We start from the raw sequence: 17,556 nt of genomic DNA on the forward strand, positions 1-17,556 counted from the left end.
CGCGGGTATTACTCGGTTACTGCCGTTGACGAGGGTAGAAACCTTGCAGGCCGAGAGCCGCCGACACCCCCAGGCCGAGCCAGGCCAGGCTGTCCCAGACCCCGTCCCCCAGCAAGGCGGCAAACAGTCCCACGGCAGTGAGCAAGGCCACGACCATCGGCCAGATGAAGATGCGCCAGGTCGGCTGTGACTTGTGGCTCATGCCCGCGCCTCCCGCTTCGTGCGTTGTTTGCCCCACCACAGGTACAAGCCGCTGCCGAGGACGATGATGGTCAGCACATCGAGTAGCGCCCACAGGATTTGCATTGGCCGGCCGCCGTAGTCGCCGAAGTGCAGTGGTTGCGACAGGCCCATGGCATCCATGTACCAGGGGCGTTCGCCGACGGCGGTCACCGCCAGTGTTCGCGCATCGATCAGCACGGGCGTGAGCAGGTGCGAGGTCAGGTGCGTGTCGCCCTTCATGAACACCGCATAGTGGTGCTCACTGGAAAAGCGTGTGCCGGGGAAGGCGATGAAGTCCGGGCGCATGCCGGGGGCGGCTTGTTCGGCGATGGTCAGCAGGCGGGTGGCCGGGGCGCGTTCGGTGAGTGGTGGGGCATCACGGTATGGGGCAACCATGGCGGCCAGGCTGTCGTTGCGCCAGGCGGCGATAACCAGGTCCGACAGTGCGCTGATCACGCCAGTCACGCCTACCGTCAGAGCCCAGGCCAATGTGACCACACCGATCAGGTTGTGCAGGTCGAGCCAGCGCAGGCGTCGTGATTTGCCGTGGCGCACCGTGCCGAAGTCCAGGCGGCGCATGAACGGTGCATAGAGCACGGTGCCGGAGATGACCGCCACGACGAACAGCACGCCCATGAAGGCCAGTAGCAGCTTGCCGGGCAGGCCGGCGAACATGTCCACGTGCAGGCGCAGCATGGTCATCATGAAGCCGCCGTTGGCGGCCGGCATGGCCACGGCTTCGCCGGTGCGGGCGTCGAGCATGAAGGTGTGCGACGAATTGGGTTCGGTGCCGGCAGTGGCGGCGGTTATCGCCACTACGCCGTTGGCTTCGTCCTCGTCGTAACCGAAGTACTGCATGACCTCGCCGGGCCGGTGCTGCTCGGCCTTGATCACCAACTGCTGCAGGTCGAGGTGTGGCGTATCGGCCGGCATTTCCCGCAGTTCGGGGGCATCACCGAGCAGGTGTTCGAGTTCGTGGTGGAAGATCAGCGGCAGGCCGGTGACTGCCAGCAACAGCAGGAACAGGGTGCAGACCAGGCTGCTCCAGGTGTGGATCACCGACCAGCGGCGGATGGTTGGGCTTTTCATCACGGTACCGAATTTTGCCTGTTGGAAGCTGGGGCTGTTGCGCAGCCCTTTCGCAGCGCAAGGCTGCTCCTACAGGGACCGTGCTGGCCGTTGTAGGAGCAGCCTTGTGCTGCGAATGGCCCGGCTTACTCAGAACTTGTAATTGACACTGGCCACCACGTTGCGCTCGTCGCCGTAGTAGCAGTAGTACCCGTCACAGGTAGACAAGTAGTCCTTGTTGAACAGGTTCTTCGCATCCACGGCTACGGTCACTCCGTTGAGGGTGCTGTTCAGGCGGCCCAGGTCGTAGTGCACCGATGCGTCGTAGACGGTGTAGGACCCCACATGGCCCCAAGCGGTGTTGGTGGTATTACCGTAGGTGTCGCCCACGTAGCGCACGCCAACGCCGACCCCAAACCCATCCAGTGGTCCGCTGTGCCAGGTATAGTCAGCCCAGGCAGTGGCCTGGTTGCGCGGCACCTGCGCCATGCGCTTGCCTTTCTCGTCACTGGTGCCTTTGATGATTTCGCTGTCGTTGTAGGTGTACGAGCCCACCAGTTTGAGGTTCTCGGTCACATCCGAAGTAGCCTCCAACTCCAGGCCTTTGACACGCACTTCGCCAACCTGACGGGTCACACCACCCTCGGTTACCGACATGTTCTCCTGCGTCAGGTCGAACACAGCAGCGGTGAACAGGCTGTTGCTGCCTGGGGGCTGGTATTTGATGCCCAGTTCGTATTGCTTGCCTTCGGTCGGTTTGAAGGCATCGGTGCTGTTGACGGTGGAACCGGTGGCAGCCTGGAACGACTCGGCATAGGAGATGTAAGGCGTCAGGCCGTTATCGAATACATAGCTGAGTGCTGCGTTACCACTGAACTTCTTGTCGCGCTGAGTATTGGTGGCGTCGCCTTGGTTGTGAAAGGTGGTGCCGGTGTGCACCCAGTCCTCACGACCACCGAGGGTCAGGCGCCAGTTGCCCAGGGCCATCTGGTCCTGGATATACAGGCCGGTCTGCTGGGTTTTCTGGTCGTAGTCGTACATGTCGAAGTACTGAACGTTCGAGAAATCCTGACCGTAGATTGGGTTGTGGATATTGCTTGGTGGCACACCAGCCGAGCCCCAGCGCCAGCGGGCATTGCTGTCCGAGCGCTGGTGGTCTAGCCCAAGCAGCAGGGTATGGGCAACCTGGCCGGTCTGGAAGTCGGCCTGGAAGTTGTTGTCCAGGGCGAACTGGGAGATATCCTCCTCGACGATACCGGCGGTGCGTTGCACAGTGCCATCGGCGCTTACAGCTTCGTCCGGGCCGGCTGGCCAGATCGAACCACCGGCGGTAATACCCTTGAAGTCCAGTTCGTTACGCGCGTAGCGCAGGTTCTGACGGAACTGCCAGGTATCGTTCAGGCGAGTCTCGAACGCATAGCCCAGGTGGTAGTAGGTGCGGTCGTAGGACTCCCAATCCGGGTCGCCCAGGTTCTTGTGGTGCGAAATCTTGCCTGCGGGGCTATCCAGCTTGGTGCCCTGCAGTGGCAGGAACTGACCGGTGATGCCGGTATCATCGCGGGTATATTGGCTGATGAAAGTCAGCTTGGTGTCGTCGTTTATGTTCCAGGTCAGGCTGGGCGCGATGTTGTAGCGCTTGTCCGGGATGTGGTCGACTGGCGAACCGCTGTCACGCACGGTGCCGCTCACTCGGTACAGGTACTGGCCTGCATCGTCGAGCTTGCCGGTGCTGTCGAAGTTGATCTGCTTGTGGTTGTTGCTGCCAACCTGGGCTTCAATTTCGTGGCTGCTTTCCAATTGAGGCCGACGGCTGGTCATGTCCAGCAGGCCGCCTGGTGGGGTCTGGCCGTAGACCGAAGAGGCCGGGCCGCGCAGCACGGCGATGCGCTCCAGGTTCCAGGGTTCGATCTTGGGGGTGGCGTAGTTGCCCTTGGGCAATGGCAGGCCATCGAGGAACTGGGTAGGTACAAAGCCACGTACCAGCAACCAGTCGCTTCGCGAGTCGGACCCATAGCCGCTGCTCTGCACGCCAGCGGTGTAGCGAAGGGCATCGTTCAGGTTGAGCACCGGCCGGTCTTCCATCTGCTTACGGGTGATCACGCTTACCGAGCGGGGCAGTTCAGCGATGGCTGTGTCGGTCTTGGTGCCTGCTGCTGTCCGGGTAGCGGTGTAACCCTCTACCGGCCCCCAGGCGCTTTCATAGTTGGAAGTCGCATTGATCGCAGTCTCCGGCAACGCCAGTGTCCCTTCCGGCGTAGCCACCAGGCTGTAGCTGCCCACGCTGCTTTGCTGCAACTGCAAGCCGGTGCCGCGCAGGGCAGCCTGCAGGGCACCGAGGCCATCATACTGCCCGCTCACCGGGGCCGAGGTGCGGCCGCTGACCAGTGCCGGGTCGATGGCCAGGGTGATGCCGGACTGGCTGGCGATCTGGTTGAGGGTGGTGGCCAGCGGGGCGCTGGGCAGGTCGTACGTGCGCTGAGCGGATTGCTCGGCGGCGAACAGGGCAGGGCTGGCCAATGGCGCGGCCACGGCGATGGCCAGGGCCATCAGGCTGGGGCGCAGGATACGATCAACAGCACGGGACATGCAGCGGCTCCTCGACGGATAAGTGCTTACTGCTTCCTTGCCGAGCGAGATTTCAAAAGTGACAGGGCGAATCTGAAAAAAATTGAGAATTATTTGGAGTTGGTTTTTGCCTGTATCGGCCCTTTCGCGGGTAAACCCGCTCCCACAGGGATCGCAGGGGCTTCGAGGCTGGTGCAATTCTGTGGGAGCGGGTTTACCCGCGAAGAGGCCGGTGCAGGCCTACTTGGGACCGACGGTCACCCACCACTGGGTATGCCGCTCGACCTTCACCGGCAGCGCGGGCACCAGCGACGACAGCGCCAGATCGGTGTCGGTCAGCGGGAAGCTGCCGGTCACCCGCAGGTTGGCGACCTTGTCGTCTACTCCGAGGTAACCGCTGCGGTACTGGCCGAGCGCGGCCAGCAGGTCAGCCAGGCGTACGTTGTCCACCACCAGCATGCCGCGGGTCCAGGCGTCGGCACCGGCTGGCACCGTGCCGATTCGGCCAAGGCCGTTGGCGTTCATCAGCACCTGCTGACCTTCGCGCAGCACCTGTTCGTCGCCGCTGTTCAGCGGCATGGCGGCTACCGAGGCTTGCAGCACTTCCAGGCGCGTGCCGTCGTCCTCGCGGCGCACCAGGAAGCGCGTGCCCAGTGGGCGAAGGCGGCCATCGTCGGTGCGCACCAGCAGCGGGCGCGGGTCCTGATGGCCGGTTTCGACCGAAATCTCGCCCTGATGCAGCACGATCACCCGTTGCTCGCCGGCGTAGTCGATGTCCACGGCAGTGTGGCTGTTCAGGCTCAGCAAGGTGCCGTCTTCCAGGCGCAGGGTACGCAGTTCGCCGGTGGCGGTACGCTGGTCGGCCAGCCAGTAGCTCGGTGCCAGCGATGGTGCGCCGACCCAGGCCAGCAGCGAGCCCAAAAGAAACATGCCGGCCAGCCCGCCGCCGACCTTGCCGATGCGTCGGCGCAGGCCGGCGCGCGATTGCAGCAGGGCCTGGCGTGCCGGGCCGGCAGCGGCGCTCACGCGCTGGTCCATGGCGCCGAGCTGGCGCCAGGCGCGGGCGTGCTCCTCGCTGGCGGCATGCCAGCGCATGAATTCGCTGCGCTCGTCAGGTGTGCCGCTGCCGTTGTCGAGGCTGAGTTTCCAGGCAATGGCGGCTTCCAGCACCCGGGACGAAACCGGTGCACTGCTCACGTAGGCTCCCCGTACAGGGCCACGTAGCACTGGCGCATGCCCTGGGCGATGTACTGGCGTACCCGCGACACCGAAACCCCCATGCGCTCGGCGATTTCGGCATGGCTCATACCGTCCAGGCGATTGTGCAGGAATGCTGCGCGGGCCTTGCTCGACAGCTTGCCGAGCAGGCGGTCGATGGCCTTGAGGTCCTCAAGGATCAGATGTTGCACTTCCGGGGAAGGTTGTTCGGCTTCCGGCATCAGGGCCAGTTCGGCCAGGTAGGCCTGTTCCAGCGCTGCGCGGCGGAAGTGGTCGAACATCAGGCCCTTGGCCACGGCGGCCAGGAACGCGCGGGGTTCGCGGGGCGTATCCAGTTGTGCACGGCCAAGCAGGCGCACGAAGGTGTCCTGGCTCAGGTCTTCGGCACGTTGGCGGCAGGCCATGCTGCGTTGCAGCCAGGCGAGCAGCCAGCCGCGGTGGTCGCGGTACAGCGCACCGACCAGATCGGCGTGTGGGCTCTGTGCAGAAGACAAGCAGCGTCCCCCCGGAACGAATGCATTAACTAACGATAATTATTCGCGATTGTTGCAGAGGGGAGGGGGTGGGTGCAATGGACGCTTATCGGATGGCCATCATGGAAAAGGCAAGTGGCCAATCGCCGGCAAGCCAGCTCCCACATGAAACGCATTGATTCTGGAACTTGTGCAGTACCTGTGGGAGCAGGCTTGCCGGCGATTGGGCCTGTCAGGTCAATACCAATCTATAGGCCGTGGTTGTGCACGTTGCGCCTGCGCCACCCGCGCAAGCGCTGCTCCAGCTGCAGCGGGCTGTCCAGCTGCTGGCGCCGGGCCTGGCTGAACAGGATCAGCGCCAGCTCGGCCGTAACCAGGGCATCGGCGCTGGCGTGATGGCGCTCCTCGACCTGCAGGCCAAACCGCGCCACCCAGTCATCCAGCCCGGCCTCGCGCAGCACTGTGTCGGGGTTGAGCATCGGCGCCAGCTCGGCAACATCCAGGAAGGGTGACTGCAAGCGATAGCCCAGGCTTTCCTTCAGCGCGCGGGCCAGCATGCGCTGGTCGAACGGCGCATGGAATGCCAGCACCGGGCTATTGCCTATGAAGTCGAGCAGGTCGAGCAAGGCCTCGGCCGGGTCGCAACCGGCAGCCAGGGCACTTGGGCCCAGGCCGTGGATCAGCACGCTGGCGTTGGTCTTCTGCAAAGGCCGGTGCAGGGTACGTTCGAACTGCTGGGCAAAGTCGATGGCGCCATCTTCGATGGCCACGGCGCCCACCGACAGCACTTGGTCACGGTTGGGGTTGAGGCCGCTGGTCTCCAGGTCGAGCACTACCCAGCGCTGCTCGCGCAGGGTACACACCCCCAGTGGCAGGGCCTTGGGCAGCCGGGCCAGGCGCTGGCGCGTGGCATGGTCCAGTTCGGGCGCACTGGGGCGCAGCCAGGCGAACAGGCTCATAGCTGGTACCGCAAGGCCAGGCTGCTTTGCAGGCGCTGGGCCTGGCGCAGGGACTCGCGCAGGATGCGCCGGTCCAGGTGGTTGAGGCTGTCCGGGTCCAGGCGGTTGGAATAGGGCAGGTTGTCGCGGGTCTGGCGCTGGTGCTGCTGCATGCGGGTTTGCTGGATGAAGTGGTAGGCCTCTTCATACGCTGCGCCGTCCAGTGCCTCGATCACGCCCTTGGCCACCAACTGGCGCAGGCGTTCCAGGGTATTACAGGCCCCGATGCCGTTGGCCAGGGCCAGCAGCCGGGCACCATCTACGAAGGGCGTCAGGCCTTGGACCTTGAGGTCGAGGGTGGCGGCCTTGTCGTTGCCCTGGCGGGTCAGCACGAACTCGCGCAGGCGGCCCACCGGCGGGCGCTGGCGCAAGGCGTTGTCAGCCATCATGCGCTGAAAGATGCGGTTGTCGGCCACCTGCTCCAGCAGGCCCTGGCGCAGCTGCTCGCAACCTTGCTCGTCGCCCCACACCACGCGCAGGTCGAAATAGATGCTCGAGCCCAGCAGGTTCTCCGGGCTGGCTTCACGGACAAAACCGGCAAAACGCCGCGCCCATTCACTGCGCGACAGGCATAGCTCGGGGTTGCCGGCCATGACGTTGCCCTTGCACAGGGTGAAGCCACACTGGGCCAGGCACTGGTTGATGTATTGCGCCAGCGGCAGCAGGCGCGTGCGGATAGCGTCGGCTTCGGCGCTGTCGGCGGCTTCGAAGAGGATGCCGTTGTCCTGGTCGGTATGCAGGGTTTGTTCACGTCGTCCTTCGCTGCCAAAGCACAGCCAGCTGAACGGCACGCCCGGGTCACCGCGCTCGGCCAGCGCCAGTTCGATCACCCGGCACACGGTGTGGTCGTTGAGCAGGGTGATGATCTGGGTGATCTGCGTGGAGGACGCGCCATGGGCCAGCATGCGCTCGACCAGTTGGCTGATTTCGCCGCGCAGCGAGACAAGGGTATCCAGACGTGGCGCATGGCGGATGGTGCGTGCCAGGTGCACCAGGTCGACCCGCTGCAGGGAGAACAGGTCGCGCTCCGAAACCACACCGCACAGGCGCCGGTTTTCCACCAGGCATACGTGGGCGATATGCCGTTCGGTCATGGCCATGGCTGCGTCGAAGGCGCTGGCCTGGGGGCTGAGGTAGAACGGCTGCTCCGTCATGTGGCGGACGATGGGCGCGCCCAGGTCGGCATCGGCGGCGGCCACCACCTGGCGCAGGTCGCGCAGGGTGAAGATACCGGTGGGGTAGCGCTGCTGGTCGACCACCACGATGCTGCCAACCTGCTGCTCGTGCATCAGCCGCACGGCGTCGCGCAGGGGCGTGTCGGGGCTGCAGACCACCGGGTGGCGCATGGCCAGTTCACCCAGTGGCGTGTTCAGCGAATACTGGGTGCCGAGGGTTTCCACCGCGCGCTGGCGTACCTGTTGGTTTACCTGGTCCAGCAGGCTGCTGACTCCGCGCAGGGCAAAATCCCGAAACACTTCCGACATCGAGAACACGCGGATGAACGCGGCCTTGTTCAGCTGCAAGCAGAAGGTGTCCTCACCGGCCAGGTGCTCGGTACGGGTCGCTCGCTCGCCGAGCAGGGCAGCCAGCGGGAAGCATTCGCCGCTGGTGATTTCGAAGGTGGTCTCCACACCAGGTTTGACCAGATGCTGGCGCTCACCCACCACGCGGCCCTGCTTGACGATGTAGAAGTGCTCGACCGGCCCATCGGCAGGTTTGACGATGCTTTCGCCGCTGGCATAGAAGCGCAGCTGGCACTGTTCGACCAGGTAGGCCAGGTGGCTGTGTTCCATCTGGTTGAACGGCGGAAAACGCTGCAGGAACTGCAGGGTGCCCTGGATGTTCTGTAGCACTGCTGTCCTGCCCGCCTGGCTGTAGGCGTCCTTTTTGCTCATGAAACTGACCGTATCGCTATGCCGAACTATATATATCTATATATAGGTGCCGGCCATGTTGTTCTCTGCCTCCATGGTCGGCTTGCGGCGGGGTGGTGCCCATTGGACGTAAGTCTATGAGCGCCCCTGTCAAAGACCCGACGAAAGGCAAGCCGGGTTACGCAAGTTCTGCGGTCCTAATGCTGAAGCGGAATTTTTTTGACGAGATGAGCATGCCAGAGCAACACGACATCCTGAGCGACGCCGAGCGCGAGGCATTGGCCGTGGCCGTGGGGAGTGCGCCTGTGGCAGCCAAACCGCTGGTGCTGGTAGTGGATGACAATGCGGTGAACCGTGAGGCGTTGATCCTGTACCTGAAAAGCCGGGGGATCGACTGCGTCGGAGCGGATGGAGCCGAGGAGGCCAGGCTGTACCTGCACTACCAGCCGCGGATTTGCTTGATGATCACGGATTTGCGCATGCAGCCCGAGGATGGCCTGGACCTGATCCGCACGGTTCGCGAATCAGAGCGGGCGGCGTTGTCGATCATCGTGGTGTCGGGTGACACCGATGTGGAAGAGGCGGTGGACGTGATGCACCTGGGGGTGGTGGATTTTCTGCTGAAGCCGGTCGATCTGGACAGGCTACTGGAGCTGGTGAAGAAAGAATTGAAGATCGAGTAGTGCAGGAGTGGGGCTGCTTTGCAGCCCTTTCGCGACACAAGGCCGCTCCTACAAGTACCGCGCCAGACCTCAGCCTTGCGCGGGACTTGTAGGAGCGGCCTTGTGTCGCGAAAGGGCCGCAAAGCGGCCCCCTGTCGCAGATGTCGCTTACAGCCCGTTACGCGCCTTGAACTCGCGGCGACGGCGGTGCAGTACCGGCTCGGTATAACCGTTCGGCTGCTTGCCACCTTCCACCACCAGCTCTACCGCAGCCTGGAATGCGACGTTGTCGTCGAAGTTCGGTGCCATCGGGCGGTACAGAGGGTCGCCGGCGTTCTGCTGGTCGACCACCACGGCCATGCGCTTCAGGCTTTCCAGCACCTGCTCCTGGCTGACCACGCCATGGCGCAGCCAGTTGGCCAGCAGCTGGGCCGAGATGCGCAGGGTGGCGCGGTCTTCCATCAGGCCGACGTTGTTGATGTCCGGCACCTTCGAGCAACCCACACCCTGGTCGATCCAGCGCACCACGTAGCCGAGGATGCCCTGGGCGTTGTTGTCCAGCTCGTTGCGGATCTCTTCGGCCGACCAGTTGGTGTCGGCGGCCAGCGGGATGGCCAGGATGTCGTCCACCGACGCCGGGGTACGCGAAGCCAGTTCACGCTGACGCGCCTGTACGTCCACCTTGTGGTAGTGCAGGGCATGCAGGGTGGCGGCGGTCGGCGACGGCACCCAGGCGGTGTTGGCACCGGCCAGCGGGTGGGCGATCTTCTGTTCGAGCATGGCTGCCATCAGGTCGGGCATGGCCCACATGCCCTTGCCGATCTGCGCACGGCCTTGAAGGCCGGTGGCCAGGCCGACATCAACGTTGTTGTTCTCGTAGGCACCGATCCACTTCTCGTTCTTCATGGCGCCCTTGCGCACCACGGCGCCGGCTTCCATCGAGGTGTGGATTTCATCGCCGGTGCGGTCGAGGAAGCCGGTGTTGATGAACACCACGCGCTCGGCTGCGGCCTTGATGCACGACTTGAGGTTGACCGTGGTACGGCGCTCCTCGTCCATGATGCCGACCTTGACAGTGTTGCGCTTCATGCCCAGCAGGTCTTCGACCTGGCTGAAGATCTCGGCGGCGAAGGCTACTTCCTCCGGGCCATGCATCTTCGGCTTGACGATGTACACGCTGCCGCTGCGGGTGTTCTTGCGGCTGGTGTTGCCATTGAGGTTGTGCAGGGCGATCAGGTTGGTGAACAGGCCGTCCTGGATGCCTTCGGGGATTTCGTTGCCTTGGGCGTCGAGGATCGCCGGGTTGGTCATCAGGTGGCCAACGTTGCGCACGAACAGCAGCGAACGGCCGTGCAGGGTCACGCTGCCGCCGTTGGGCGCGGCGTACTCGCGGTCCGGGTTCATGGTGCGGGTGAAGGTCTTGCCACCCTTGCTCACGCTTTCGGCCAGGTCGCCTTTCATCAGGCCCAGCCAGTTGCGGTAGACGATCACCTTGTCGTCGGCGTCGACGGCGGCAACCGAGTCTTCGCAGTCCATGATGGTGGTCAGCGCCGATTCCATCAGGATGTCTTTCACGCCGGCGGCGTCGGTGCTGCCGACCGGGGTGCTGGCGTCGACCTGGATTTCGAAGTGCAGGCCGTTGTGCTTGAGCAGCACCGCAGTCGGCGCGGCGGCATCGCCATGGAAGCCGATCAGCTGGGCGTCGTCACGCAGGCCGCTGTTGCTGCCGCCTTTCAGGGCAACTACCAGCTTGCCGCCTTCGATGCGGTAGCCGGTGGAGTCGACGTGCGAGCCGGCCGCCAGTGGCGCGGCTTCGTCGAGGAAGGCGCGGGCGAAGGCGATGACCTTGTCGCCACGTACCTTGTTGTAGCCTTGGCCTTTCTCGGCGCCGCCTTCATCGCTGATGGCATCGGTGCCATACAGCGCGTCGTACAGCGAACCCCAACGGGCGTTGGCGGCGTTAAGGGCGAAGCGGGCGTTCATCACCGGTACGACCAGCTGTGGGCCGGCCATGTGGGCGATTTCTTCGTCCACGTTCTGGGTGGTGGCCTGGAAATCGTCGGCTTGTGGCAGCAGGTAGCCGATTTCCTGGAGGAATGCTTTGTAGGCTACGGCGTCATGGGCCTGGCCTTTGCGTGCCTGGTGCCAGGCGTCGATCTTGGCTTGCAGCTCGTCGCGCTTGGCGAGCAGGGCTTTGTTCTTTGGAGCGAGGTCATTGATGATCTTCTCTGCACCCGCCCAGAACTGCTCGGCGACGATGCCGGTCCCTGGGATGGCTTCGTTGTTCACGAAGTCGTACAGGACCTTGGCGACCTGAAGGCCACCGACTTGAACGTATCCAGTCATTGCTTGCCTCACTCTGCTCAGCTATTTCGCTCTTCTGTATTAAGCCTGTAGCGCTTCTCTAAACACGGCACCAGTGCATGCCCCCGAGTTAAGCCCCGAGCGCGGCTGGGTGCGGCCTGCCAGACAGGCTGGCAGACAGTGTGCGTATTTTCACAGGCGCCTTGGCAGACATCCAAACGACGTTTTGTAGTCCGCGCCACGGGATACTACATGAAGCAGTAGGCGGGGCAAAATCAGACTAAAAGCGCCGTTATGCGACCCGTTGGTCGCGTATGGTCACGCTGGGAGTAAGTATGTTCGCAAAAAACAGGTGGATTGTTCCAGATAAATCTTGAAACAGTACACGATTTGTTGTGCCGATTGCCCTGCGGCAGGTTGCCGCGCCTTGCCTATACTGAGTCGACCCCCCGATTTTCTGCCGCACGGCGCGGTCCGACACGAGGAAGGGCTTGTGGATCATCTTGTACTGACTGTGATTGCCCCTGACAAGGCCGGCCAGGTCGAGCGCATTGCCCAGTGCATTGCTGACCACAGTGGCAACTGGCTGGAAAGCCGCATGTCGCGTATGGCCGGGCAGTTTGCCGGCATCTTGCGGGTGGCGGTGCCGGCGGAAAACTATGACGAACTGGTGGCTTCGCTGCAGGGGTTGGTCCGATATGACATTCGCGTGCTGATCGCCGAGAGCGGCATCGAGCCGTCGTGTACCTGGAAGCCGATTGCCATGGAGCTGGTAGGTAATGACCGGCCGGGGATCGTGCGTGATATCACCCGCCTGCTGGCGGATCTGGGGGTGAACCTTGAGCGGTTTACCACAGAGGTGCGGCCGGCGCCCATGAGCAGCGAGCCACTGTTCCATGCCGATGCCTTGCTGGCATTGCCGTTAACCCTGTCGCTGGAGGAATTGCAGCAGAAGCTGGAGAGCCTGGCGGACGACTTGATGGTGGAGTTGAAGCTGCGGCCGGAGGAATGATCCGAGATTGCCGGGGCCGCTTCGCGGCCCATCGCGACACAAGGCCGCTCCTACAAGGGTTACGCGTTCCCCTGTAGGAGCGGCCTTGTGTCGCGATGGGCTGCAAAGCAGCCCCCTGCGGTTATCCCGATATCACGGGGAAGGCCCTGTGGATAACCTGGGGGTTCCCCTCTCCAGCCCAGACCGCGCGCGCCTTCCACGGCTTTGCTCAAAAAACACTCAAAAATCAGCAGCTTGTGCACAAAGCACGGGGACGAGGGTGTGGATAACCTTTGGAGATGTCTCTGCAGGCCACGAATCATAAGGCCTGCAGATTTGTGATCATTTTTTGATCAGCTGCGCTTGCGCAAACTGAACCACGCATCGACGCTGTAAATCGCCAAACCCGCCCAGATGAACATGAACGCCACCAAGTTACTCGACGACAAGTGCTCATCGAACAGCAGCACCGCCTGCAGCAGCACCAGGGTCGGCGCCAGGTACTGCAGGAAGCCCAGCGTGGTATACGGCAAGTGCCGCGCGGCAGCGTTGAAGCACACCAACGGCACCAGTGTCACCGGCCCCGCGGCCATCAGCCACAACGCTTCGCTGCTGGTGTAGAACGCGCCCTGGGCACTTGTCGCCGCCGGGTGCAGCAACAGCCAGCCTAGTGCCAGCGGTACCAGCATCCAGGTTTCCACCACCAGGCCAGGCAATGCCGCCACCGGTGCCTGTTTGCGAATCAGCCCATAGAAGCCGAAGCTCAGCGCCAGCACCAGCGACACCCACGGCAGGCTGCCCACCTGCCACACCTGCTGGGCCACCCCCACGGCGGCCATGGCCACCGCCAGCCACTGCAGGCGGCGCAGGCGCTCGCCGAGAATCAGCATGCCCAGCAGCACATTGATCAGTGGGTTGATGTAGTAACCCAGGCTGGCCTCGAGCATGCGCCCGTTGTTCACCGACCATACGTAGGTCAGCCAGTTGCCTGCGATAAGCGCCCCGCTCAGGGCCAGAATGCCCAGCCGGCGCGGGTTGTCACGCAGTTCACGCCACCAGCCGGGGTGTTTCCACACCAGTAGCAGCAGCGAGCCGAACAGTGCCGACCAGAGCACCCGGTGGACAATGATCTCCACCGCCGGGACGCTCTGGATTGCCTTGAAGTACAGGGGGAACAGCCCCCAGATGATGTAGGCGCTGAGGCCCAGTAGGTACCCGCGACGCGGGTTTGCGGCGTGCATGCAGAATCCTTGCTTAGGTAGCTAAATAAAGCGACGCCTATTGTAGACAGAGGCGGGCGCGCTTCTAGAACAATTTCAGCGGTGCTTCATCCAGTGCTGCCATTTGTTCGCGCAGGGCGAGAATCTGGTCTCCCCAGTAGCGTGGCTGGCCGAACCAGGGGAAGCTGGGCGGGAATGCCGGGTCGTCCCAGCGCCGCGCCAGCCAGGCGCTGTAGTGCAGCTGGCGCAAGGCGCGCAGGGGCTCGATCAGGGCCAGCTCGCGCGGGTCGAAATCGTGGAACTCGTTATAGCCGTCGATCAGTTCGGCCAGTTGCCCCAGGCGCTCCTCGCGGCTGCCGGCCAGCATCATCCACAGGTCCTGCACCGCCGGGCCCATGCGGCAGTCGTCGAGGTCGACCACGTAGTACACCTCGTCCCGGTGCATCAGGTTGCCGGGGTGCAGGTCACCATGCAGGCGGATGAGCTGGTGTGGCGTGCGGGCATAGATGTCCTCTACCCGCTTGAGCAGGTCGCGTGCCACCGATTCGAACGCTGGCAGCAGTTCGCGAGGGACGAAGTCGCCTTCCAACAGGGTATTCAGCGATGCATGGCCGAAGTTGTCCACAGCCAGCGCTTCGCGGTGCTCGAACGGTTTGCTGGCGCCCACGGCGTGCAGGCGGCCGAGCAACTGGCCGAGGCGGTAGAGCTGGTCGAGGTTGCCCGGCTCTGGCGCGTGGCCGCCGCGGCGGGGGAACAGGGTGAAGCGGAAGCCCTGATGTTCGAACAGGGTGCGGCCGTCGTGCTGCAGCGGGGCGACCACCGGCACTTCGCAATCGGCCAGTTCGGCGGTGAAGCTGTGCTCTTCGAGGATGGCCGCGTCGCTCCAGCGGCCTGGGCGGTAGAACTTGGCGATCAGCGGTTGCGCGCCCTCGATGCCCACCTGGTAGACGCGGTTTTCGTAGCTGTTCAGCGCCAGCACCCTGGCATCGCTGAGAAAGCCCAGGCTTTCCACGGCGTCGAGGACCAGGTCGGGGGTGAGGGTGTCGAAGGGGTGGGACATGGTGGCTCCGAGGGTAGGCGGCGTGGGGGCCATGGTAGCGCGTTATGCCTGTACCGGCCTCTTCGCGGGTAAAGCGCGGCCAGGCTATGCAGGAATCCCAAGCAATACATAAGAGGGATGAAATTGAACCCGCACCGAACTGCCTGCTGCCACCCGCTGCCCAGCCAACCAATCCGTCTCGGCAAACGCACACAACGTCTGGCCATTCCCCAACGCCAACCGGACCTCAGCAGGCCCATCAGCCTCCGCCAGTACCTCCTCCACTGTCGCCTGCAGGCAATTGCTACCCGCTTCGGCCTCTTCCTCGTCGCCCAGCAACCTCACCCACCCTGCCTTGAGCAGCGCCACTACTATCGTCCCCAGCGTCAGCTCCAGCCGTGCGGTGCTGTCGTGGGTGATCAACGCCTCGATCTCCAGCCCACCACCCAACGCGAGGCTGACGCGATCATGCCGTCCCTCGCGGCGCAGGCCGCTGACTTGGCCCTGCAACTGGTTGCGCGCGCTGGTACGTAGCATCAACCGGCCGAGCAGGTCGAGGTCGCTCGACTCCTCGGCCGCTTCGAGGATTTGCGCCTGAAGGGCCTGCAGCCTCTTATACAGGCGCAGAACCCGCTGGCCTTCCGGCGACAGACGGGCACCACCGCCACCACGCCCGCCGGTACTGCGTTCGACGAGGGGCTGGCTGGCCAGGTTGTTGAGTTCGTCGATGGCGTCCCAGGCGGCCTTGTAGCTGATGCCCGCAGCCTTGGCGGCGCGGGTGATCGAACCCTCTTCGGCAATGTGCTGCAGCAGCGCGATACGCTGGGGGCGGCGGGCGATGTGCTGGGTTAGGTGTGGGGGCAGGGGCATGGGCATTTGGTCTTGTGGGGGCCTGAGGGTGGATAGTGTGTAGGAGCGGCCTTGTGTCGCGAAAGGGGCGCGAAGCGGCCCCACGATTCACGCCTTGGCAAATATTGCTGGGGCTGCTGCGCAGCCCGATTGCGACACAAGCCCGCTCCTGCACTGGGCGATCCGCGCTTGTTCATACATACCCAGGCTTGGGCGTACGCGCCAGGCAATACACATCCACCCGCCGCGCACCGGCCTTGCGCAGCACTTCGGCAACCGCCTGCGCGGTAGCACCGGTGGTCAACACGTCATCGACAATGGCGACATGCTTGCCCGTCAGTTTGCCTGTTACCGCAAACGCCTGGCGCAGATTGTGTCGCCTGGCCTTGGCGTCCAGTTGTTGCTGTGCAGGTGTCTCCCGTGTACGCAGCAGTAGCCGCTCGTCGCAACATACTCCCGCATGCGACGACAGCCAGCGCCCGAGCATCCCCGCCTGGTTGAACCCCCGCTCCCGTAGTCGACGTTTGGACAAGGGTACAGGCAACAACAGGTCGGGGCGCGGCAGCCCTTCGGTAAAGCGGTGCAGCAGCCCATGCCCGAACAATTCGGCCATCAGTCGCCCCAGGGGCCACTGGCGGTTGTGCTTGAAACGGCTGATCAGCGTGTCCACTGGAAAGCCGAAATGCCACAGTGCAACCACCTGCTCGAAGGCCGGTGCGCGGCGCTGGCACTGGGCGCAGGTCAGGCCGGCCATCGCCAATGGAAGGGCGCAGCGCAGGCACTGATCGCCCAGCCAAGGCAGTTCCTGCTCGCAGGCGACGCACAGCGGGTAGGCCTGCTCGGCTGGTTCATCACACAACAAACACATCTGATTAATAAGTGAGCACTTGTAAACCAGTCTTTTCCAGTGTGGTTGACAGTTCATAGGCCTTCCATGACTATGCGAGCTATCCGTGATGCGCTGGTGGGCTTTCCTGTCCCGGCGCCTGCTTCAGCCTAAACAAGGAAACACCAATGAGCGCCAGCACAACTGCAACAACACGTCACGACTGGTCCCTGGCCGAGGTCAAGGCGCTGTTCCAGCAACCGTTCAATGACCTGCTGTTCCAGGCGCAGACTGTGCACCGCGCGCATTTCGACCCGAACCGCGTGCAGGTTTCGACCCTGCTGTCGATCAAGACCGGCGCCTGCCCGGAAGATTGCAAATATTGTCCACAGTCCGGCCACTACAACACCGGGCTGGAAAAACAGAAGCTGATGGAAGTGCAGAAGGTGCTGGAAGAAGCCGCCCGCGCCAAAGCGATCGGTTCTACGCGCTTCTGCATGGGCGCGGCGTGGAAGCACCCTTCGGCCAAAGACATGCCCTACGTGTTGGAGATGGTCAAAGGCGTCAAGGCCATGGGCCTGGAAACCTGCATGACCCTCGGCAAGCTCGACCAGGAGCAGACCAAGGCCCTGGCGCAGGCCGGCCTGGACTACTACAACCACAACCTCGACACCTCGCCGGAGTTCTACGGCAGCATCATCACCACCCGCACCTACAGCGAGCGACTGCAGACCTTGGCCTACGTGCGTGATGCCGGGATGAAGATCTGCTCTGGCGGCATTCTCGGCATGGGTGAGTCGCTGGACGACCGCGCGGGCCTGCTGATCCAGCTGGCCAACCTGCCCGAGCACCCGGAATCGGTACCGATCAACATGCTGGTCAAGGTGGCTGGCACGCCGCTGGCCGAGGAAGAGGACGTCGACCCGTTCGACTTCATCCGCATGCTGGCCGTGGCCCGTATCCTCATGCCTAAGTCGCACGTGCGCCTGTCCGCCGGCCGCGAGCAGATGAACGAGCAGATGCAAGCCCTGGCCTTCATGGCCGGCGCCAACTCGATCTTCTACGGCGAAAAACTGCTGACCACCGCCAACCCGCAGGCCGACAAGGACATGCAACTGTTCGCACGCTTGGGTATCAAGCCCGAAGCGCGTGAAGAGCACGCCGACGAAGTGCACCAGGCGGCTATCGAGCAGGCGCTGGTCGAGCAGCGCAGCAGCGAGATGTTCTACAACGCCGCGACAGCCTGA

At 63.6% G+C, this 17,556-nt stretch carries 15 protein-coding genes; 3 read left to right on the plus strand and 12 right to left on the minus strand.

Annotated elements, in window-relative coordinates; translation table 11 throughout:
• Nucleotides 1-16: 16 nt before the first annotated feature.
• The 7 genes from V3314_RS05425 to V3314_RS05455 all read right to left on the minus strand — a co-directional run bounded on the left by V3314_RS05425 (nucleotide 17) and on the right by V3314_RS05455 (nucleotide 8,439).
• On the minus strand, nucleotides 17-202 hold the full coding sequence (locus tag V3314_RS05425) for a hypothetical protein (protein WP_046614456.1): 186 nt from the start codon (nucleotides 200-202) through the stop codon (nucleotides 17-19).
• Nucleotides 199-1,311: a PepSY-associated TM helix domain-containing protein gene (locus tag V3314_RS05430; protein ID WP_046614455.1), complete on the minus strand. Its 1,113-nt coding sequence runs from the start codon at nucleotides 1,309-1,311 to the stop codon at nucleotides 199-201. Before V3314_RS05430 ends, V3314_RS05425 begins: the two co-directional genes overlap by 4 nt.
• A 129-nt stretch (nucleotides 1,312-1,440) precedes the next feature.
• Nucleotides 1,441-3,876 (minus strand): TonB-dependent siderophore receptor, encoded by a 2,436-nt coding sequence (locus V3314_RS05435; protein ID WP_338459995.1) that lies wholly within the window; start codon nucleotides 3,874-3,876, stop codon nucleotides 1,441-1,443.
• 219 nt (nucleotides 3,877-4,095) lie between these two features.
• Complete coding sequence (locus tag V3314_RS05440) at nucleotides 4,096-5,052, minus strand: FecR family protein (RefSeq protein WP_046614453.1); 957 nt, start codon at nucleotides 5,050-5,052, stop codon at nucleotides 4,096-4,098.
• Complete coding sequence (locus V3314_RS05445; protein WP_015268687.1) at nucleotides 5,049-5,567, minus strand: RNA polymerase sigma factor; 519 nt, start codon at nucleotides 5,565-5,567, stop codon at nucleotides 5,049-5,051. Before V3314_RS05445 ends, V3314_RS05440 begins: the two co-directional genes overlap by 4 nt.
• 227 nt (nucleotides 5,568-5,794) lie before the next feature.
• Entirely contained in the window at nucleotides 5,795-6,505 is a 711-nt protein-coding gene (locus tag V3314_RS05450) for a 3'-5' exonuclease (RefSeq protein ID WP_046614452.1), read from the minus strand.
• On the minus strand, nucleotides 6,502-8,439 hold the full coding sequence (locus V3314_RS05455) for a DUF294 nucleotidyltransferase-like domain-containing protein (protein WP_046614451.1): 1,938 nt from the start codon (nucleotides 8,437-8,439) through the stop codon (nucleotides 6,502-6,504). Before V3314_RS05455 ends, V3314_RS05450 begins: the two co-directional genes overlap by 4 nt.
• 116 nt (nucleotides 8,440-8,555) lie before the next feature.
• On the opposite strand from V3314_RS05455, the gene V3314_RS05460 reads away from it, so the two are divergent.
• Nucleotides 8,556-9,101, plus strand: a complete 546-nt coding sequence (locus V3314_RS05460; RefSeq protein WP_046614450.1) for a response regulator — start codon at nucleotides 8,556-8,558, stop codon at nucleotides 9,099-9,101.
• Nucleotides 9,102-9,248: 147 nt separating this feature from the next.
• Here V3314_RS05460 and V3314_RS05465 read toward each other — a convergent pair whose 3' ends face one another.
• Nucleotides 9,249-11,426, minus strand: coding sequence for a malate synthase G (locus V3314_RS05465; protein ID WP_046614449.1), 2,178 nt, complete (start codon nucleotides 11,424-11,426; stop codon nucleotides 9,249-9,251).
• Nucleotides 11,427-11,877: 451 nt separating this feature from the next.
• Here V3314_RS05465 and V3314_RS05470 point away from each other — a divergent pair, with 451 nt between their 5' ends.
• Nucleotides 11,878-12,396 carry an ACT domain-containing protein gene (locus V3314_RS05470; protein WP_046614448.1) on the plus strand — a complete coding sequence of 173 codons (519 nt, stop codon included), beginning with the start codon at nucleotides 11,878-11,880 and terminating at the stop codon, nucleotides 12,394-12,396.
• Nucleotides 12,397-12,728: 332 nt separating this feature from the next.
• On the opposite strand, the gene rarD is transcribed toward V3314_RS05470, so the two are convergent.
• The 4 genes from rarD to V3314_RS05490 all read right to left on the minus strand — a co-directional run bounded on the left by rarD (nucleotide 12,729) and on the right by V3314_RS05490 (nucleotide 16,408).
• The gene (gene rarD / locus V3314_RS05475) at nucleotides 12,729-13,616 is read right to left on the minus strand and encodes an EamA family transporter RarD (RefSeq protein WP_046614447.1); all 888 of its coding nucleotides are present in this window, start codon (nucleotides 13,614-13,616) and stop codon (nucleotides 12,729-12,731) included.
• A gap of 64 nt (nucleotides 13,617-13,680) precedes the next feature.
• The gene (locus tag V3314_RS05480) at nucleotides 13,681-14,655 is read right to left on the minus strand and encodes a serine/threonine protein kinase (protein ID WP_046614446.1); all 975 of its coding nucleotides are present in this window, start codon (nucleotides 14,653-14,655) and stop codon (nucleotides 13,681-13,683) included.
• An 84-nt stretch (nucleotides 14,656-14,739) separates the two neighbouring features.
• Nucleotides 14,740-15,504, minus strand: coding sequence for a TOBE domain-containing protein (locus V3314_RS05485; protein ID WP_046614445.1), 765 nt, complete (start codon nucleotides 15,502-15,504; stop codon nucleotides 14,740-14,742).
• Nucleotides 15,505-15,676: 172 nt separating this feature from the next.
• Entirely contained in the window at nucleotides 15,677-16,408 is a 732-nt protein-coding gene (locus V3314_RS05490) for a ComF family protein (RefSeq protein WP_046614444.1), read from the minus strand.
• An 89-nt stretch (nucleotides 16,409-16,497) separates the two neighbouring features.
• Here V3314_RS05490 and bioB point away from each other — a divergent pair, with 89 nt between their 5' ends.
• The gene (bioB, locus tag V3314_RS05495; protein ID WP_013970556.1) at nucleotides 16,498-17,556 is read left to right on the plus strand and encodes a biotin synthase BioB; all 1,059 of its coding nucleotides are present in this window, start codon (nucleotides 16,498-16,500) and stop codon (nucleotides 17,554-17,556) included.

Source organism: Pseudomonas sp. TE3-3-F2023 (genome assembly GCF_036784815.1).
GTDB classification, from domain to species: domain Bacteria; phylum Pseudomonadota; class Gammaproteobacteria; order Pseudomonadales; family Pseudomonadaceae; genus Aquipseudomonas; species Aquipseudomonas pudica.